Annotated in this window: 7 protein-coding genes and 1 pseudogene; all 8 read left to right on the top strand. The window is 38.3% G+C overall.

Annotated features, from left to right (window positions below):
* Positions 1-359 (top strand): annotated as a pseudogene (locus M1P97_RS26025) (hypothetical protein); the annotation flags it as partial.
* Between the two features lie 180 nt (positions 360-539).
* Positions 540-1,136 (top strand): hypothetical protein, encoded by a 597-nt coding sequence (locus M1P97_RS26030; protein WP_249390607.1) that lies wholly within the window; start codon positions 540-542, stop codon positions 1,134-1,136.
* 324 nt (positions 1,137-1,460) lie between these two features.
* A complete protein-coding gene (locus M1P97_RS26035; protein ID WP_249390608.1) occupies positions 1,461-1,973 on the top strand; it encodes a glycosyl transferase in 513 nt (170 codons plus the stop codon).
* Between the two features lie 115 nt (positions 1,974-2,088).
* Positions 2,089-2,529: a phage holin family protein gene (locus M1P97_RS26040; protein WP_249390609.1), complete on the top strand. Its 441-nt coding sequence runs from the start codon at positions 2,089-2,091 to the stop codon at positions 2,527-2,529.
* Entirely contained in the window at positions 2,516-2,923 is a 408-nt protein-coding gene (locus tag M1P97_RS26045; RefSeq protein ID WP_249390610.1) for a structural protein P5, read from the top strand. Before M1P97_RS26040 ends, M1P97_RS26045 begins: the two co-directional genes overlap by 14 nt.
* The gene (locus M1P97_RS26050) at positions 2,920-3,285 is read left to right on the top strand and encodes a hypothetical protein (protein WP_195375496.1); all 366 of its coding nucleotides are present in this window, start codon (positions 2,920-2,922) and stop codon (positions 3,283-3,285) included. The genes M1P97_RS26045 and M1P97_RS26050 overlap by 4 nt, the downstream gene beginning before the upstream one ends.
* Before the next feature lie 133 nt (positions 3,286-3,418).
* A complete protein-coding gene (locus tag M1P97_RS26055; protein WP_249390611.1) occupies positions 3,419-3,937 on the top strand; it encodes a hypothetical protein in 519 nt (172 codons plus the stop codon).
* Positions 3,938-4,167: 230 nt separating this feature from the next.
* The gene (locus M1P97_RS26060) at positions 4,168-5,019 is read left to right on the top strand and encodes a DNA adenine methylase (RefSeq protein WP_249390612.1); all 852 of its coding nucleotides are present in this window, start codon (positions 4,168-4,170) and stop codon (positions 5,017-5,019) included.
* Positions 5,020-5,196 lie beyond the last annotated feature (177 nt).

Genomic DNA, 5,196 nt, shown 5'->3' on the forward strand with positions numbered 1-5,196 from the left:
GAGGCGTCGAAGTGGCAAACGTTGAGTTATGGATTGATAAGGATCTGCGTAACTCACTATACAGTATTACCCTGCCGGCATTGCTATCAGATAATGAGACAGAGACAATCTTGTGGTCTGCATCAACGCCCCCACAGCCGCTTAAAGTGCCAATATCGTGGGCTATGGAGTATCTACCGTACTTGGAGATATACGCAAAACGCACTTATGATCGTCGGGCTAGTAACGAGGCTGCTGTCTATGCCGCCACCACCATCGAAGAGATAGCTCAAATCGATCCGAAAGCGAACTATCCTCTGTTTTTAACTTTTGAATTAAACTTAGATAAATATGCAAGCAATACAGAAACAATCAATTAAGCAGGATTTGATGATCCTACTAGCGGCAGTGTTAACAACAATAACGTTTATCGGCTACAGATCAACGGTAGCACCTCATTATCTGCCTACTTCGAAAATCGAAGAAGGGACAGTAGTAGTTAAGAACGACAGTGTAACAACGATCATAATACCTGACAGGCTATGAGTAGACGAAGATTTATGAATCATCAAGAAGATGGGAGCTTGAGTGTAGATGCCGCCCCTAATGGTATCTATATTTATCGAACAAATATGAGACTGTATACAAAAAACACTTGGAATAATTTATGGAACGCTGAGGCTGTCGGAATTGCTTTAAAATCTAACAATTGTCGATTTGTGATATCTCCAGAAGAGAAATCCTCGTATTTAACATTTGGAGGATATGGGACTACAATTAATAATATCACCACCACAACAAGTCAATCTACGGCAGAAAAGGATTACAGTGGATCTCAAAATACGGATAAAATTATTACCCAGCTATCCGGCAATGCTTTGGCTGCAATGTATTGCCGGAATGTGCTTTTTAAACATGGAAAATATGGCTATCTAGGATCCCTGGGCGAATGGAAAGAATCATATAATCAGAAATCAGAAATAGATAGTCTTATGTCTATAATTGGAGGTGAAGCTATTAGGAATAATAAACATAGATGGACATCAACACAATACGATTCTCAAAGAATGTGGGTTTTACACTGGGGTACGGGTTCTGTGGCAAGTAGTGCAAAAAATGACGGATCAACTTGGACACGTGCTTTCGCTCAATTGTGACGGCACTGTCTTAATTAGATATTATGCTTACGAACCATAAAAACGCATAAAAAGTGAAACAAAGAAGGGGAGCCTTGCTTCACAGTAAAACTCCCCGATAAAGTGAAAAAATAAGGGTGGCTGAACAACAGCCGGGGTAAATGTAAGGATAAAAGTACAAATATGAGCAATTCTATAACTTTTAAAATACAAGGGTTGTATTTGTATTTTACAAGTAAAAAAAACTTGCAGGGTTAAAATAATTTATTAATAGGTTATCTGGCCATAAACAAAAACAACATGACAACATTATTACTAGTATTATCCGTATTGGCGATCCTATCAGTGTTTGCCATTAGTCTGTACACTGGCGCGGTTTGTATCAAAGGTAAAGGTGTACCTTATTCGATCAGCGCGACATTTTACGCGCTGGCTCATAAGTGGTGGTTCCGGTTCACCATGTGGGTTACTCCAATCCTGCTTATGCCGGCCATCCTAGAGGTGAGCCGACCGGGCATCGAGTTTCTCGCATTCCTGGCACTGATTGGCATGATCATGGTTGGTTGTGCTCCGGACTACGCACGTGATCCGTTTCAGCATAAAGTACACGTTTCCGGAGCAATCATGTGTATCGGCTTTTCCCAGGCATGGGTAGCTCTTAACTGTTGGTGGGTGTTACTTCCGGTTTGGCTAGCCTACTTGATTTATACGATTGTTTCTATTGGACGACAAAAGGAGGGTGTGTTCCTGTACCGGTATATGCAGACGAGGCCGATGTTTTTTGTAGAGGTGGCCGCATTGGGTACGACCTATTCGGCTTTGGCAATCTTGATAAACCGTTTAATACAGTCATTATAAATAACTCCGCCTCCGAACTTCACAGCAGGGAGGCGGATATTCTGATTAACAATTTTAAATGTATAAATTAAAATTGAACTCTAAAAGTAATCAAATAATCTGAAAAACAAAGAATATGGATGAGAGGAATGTAATAAATGGAGTAGGTGCAGTCGTGTTGAGTGAGTTTGTAGACTTCCTCTATCCGCTACGCTTCTTTTTGTTGGCGGCCGTAGTGTTAGTGCTGGTTGATCTACGATTCGGCATTGAGGCCGCTAAATTCAGAAAGGAGAAGATCCGGAAGTCGAGAGCCGGCAGACGGACAATTAATAAGATGGTGGACTATCTGTGTTGGATATTGCTTGCCGGCGCTTTAGATAAGGCATTCGGGATACCGTTTGATATCCCGTTGCTCCCGGCACTGGTTTTGCTCGTGGTCTATGGCTTTGAAATAAACTCCTGTTACGGAAACTATTTTGAAGCTCATGGGAAAAAAGTTAAAGTGAATGTATTTAAACTGTTCGCAAAGAAAGCGGATATAATAGAAGTAGAGGAGAAGAAAGATGAAAAAGAATGAATTACCCAGAGGGTTGAGAAATAACAATCCAGGAAACATTAGAAAAAATAGTGATGTGTTTCAGGGCGAAGTAAACCCTAGCCGGGACAAAGAGTTTAAGCAGTTTAAATCGATGGCCCACGGCTACCGGGCAGTGTTTAAGATACTGTCGAACTATTACCAGAAATATCGGCTAACCACGATCAGAAAGATGATCAGCCGCTGGGCACCGGAGAATGAGAACAACACGGCTGCCTATGTATCGCTGGTTTGTAGTTATTCCGGTATCGGGCCCGACGATCAGATTAGTTTCGACCGTGAGCAAATGATCCGGATCGTGGCCGGTATGAGCAAGGTTGAGAATGGGAGAGAGGCTGATATGTCAGACGTAATCGCGGGATGGAATCTACTATGAGAGTCCTATTATATATATGTATTACCTTTTGGCTGGTAGGCTGTACGAAAATGGTCTATGTTCCGGTAGAGTCTGTACGTGTCGAATACCAGGATCGTTATCTGCGCGATTCGGTCTACCGGTACGACTCGGTTTACTTTGCCATCAAAGGGGACACGGTATGGCTTGAAAAGTATAAGATACTTTACAAAGATCGGTTCTTTCGGGACTCCATCTTTATACAAGACACGGTCCGAGTACCGTATCCGGTTGATAAGATTGTCGAGGTAAACAGGCTTCGATGGTATCAAGAGACGTTAATGTGGATCGGAGTAGGGGCGTTGCTTGTTTTGATGATCTGGCTCATTAAGCGCAAGAGATAGCTTTTGTTTGATATTAATACTGGTGTGGCCGTCTTACTTGTGAGGGTAGGGCGGCTTTGCTATTTAATCAGTTCAGATTTGGGAAGATTTGAATTGATCAAATATATTTTTATATACCATTATAAGAAAGTGCATGTTTGTAATTGATAAATTTGCAAAAACAATAAAATTAAAAGAAAATATGAATTTGCACACTACTCATGAAGTCTCTGAAATTGAAATTATCATTCAATCGGTTACGTCTATATTAGGAAAACGTCTTCCTAAAGAAAATTACGAAATCATTAATAGAGGAATACCACATCAGCCGAAGGGTTTACCTAAAAATAAAATGGGTGTTTATATGTTTAAGTATAATGACATCTTTTTAAAGATAGGAAAGGCTGGTCCCAAAAGTTCAGCTAGATTTTTAAGTCAACATTATAATCCAGGTTCCGCTAAAAGTACACTTGCTGCATCAATAATCAAAGATAATGATTTTAACGCTTTAAATATTACTCATGAAAACGTAGGGGATTGGATAAAAATGAATTGCAATAGAATTGATATTATTGTAGATGATAGTGTTAATATATTTGCGTTAGAACTAATAGAAGCTTTATTACACTATAAATATATGCCGAAATATGAAGGGTTCAAAAATCAACGTTAATTATTTCATTAACTCAAATCGTGAAAGATATGAGTTTATGAAGTAACACCCAATCAGGGGGCGGGTGAATAAAAAAGCCCCCGGCTAGTTAGTAGTTCTCTGACCTACATACTAACAAAAATGCGACGAAGCGCACGACCGGGGGCTAAAGACCTTCAGTCACGCTTCGTCGCATTTTATGTATGTAAGTCAGAGACCACAAAAGTATAAACAATAAAAATTCAATCAAAATGAAAGAAAAGAAAATTTACAAATCAGCCCCCCTTCCGTTTCAGGGGCAGAAAAGGAATTTCGTTGCAAACTTCAAAAAAGTATTAACAGAATTTAGATCAAATCATCAGATTACTACTATCGTAGACCTGTTTGGAGGTAGTGGATTACTCTCGCATGTGGCAAAAAAAACTTATCCAGACCTCAGGGTTATTTATAATGATTTTGATGATTTTCATTTGCGATTAACATCTGTACAACAGACAAACAAATTGTTGGGTAAAATACGTACATATCTTTTAGATGTACCGAAAGAAGAAAAAATAGGAACTAGCGTTAGATATATGATACTTAGTCTAATTAGGGATGCAGAGAAACACAAACATTATATAGATTATATAACGTTGTCTTCTTCTCTTATGTTCTCAGGTAGATTTGTAACCAGCTATGAAGATTTAGAACGTCAGCCATTTTACAACAACATAAAAAAAACGGATTATCAAGTTGATGGCTACTTAGATGGTTTAGAGGTTGTAAAAATGGATTACATGGATTTGTTTAAAGCGTTTAAAAGTGACAAAGGAGTATTGTTTGTTATTGATCCACCTTATTTGTCTACTGACACCAGTACATACAATTCTAACAAATATTGGAAATTAAAAAATTACCTAGATGTACTAAATGTTTTGTCAACAGGAAAATATATATACTTTACCTCGAATAAAAGTTCTATTGTTGATCTGTGTGAATGGTTTGCTACCAACTATCATTTGCATAACCCTTTCACAGGAGCTCAAATAAACACCTGCAATGTCAATATCAATCGCACAGCTAAATATACAGATATGATGCTATATAAATATCAATGCTAACAATAAGGTGTTTAAACATCACTTGAACAATGCTTAAACGCCCAATTTTTTTGACACTGTCCATAAAATTGTGTAAATGAAAAACTACAGGTATTGTTACTTGTAGTTTTTTTTATTTATTAAATTTGAAAAATGTAAATTTTATGGAGATTCCCAAAGAATTATTGAGCAAGGAGT

Source organism: Parabacteroides leei (genome assembly GCF_023369805.1).
In the GTDB taxonomy this organism is placed as follows: domain Bacteria; phylum Bacteroidota; class Bacteroidia; order Bacteroidales; family Tannerellaceae; genus Parabacteroides; species Parabacteroides leei.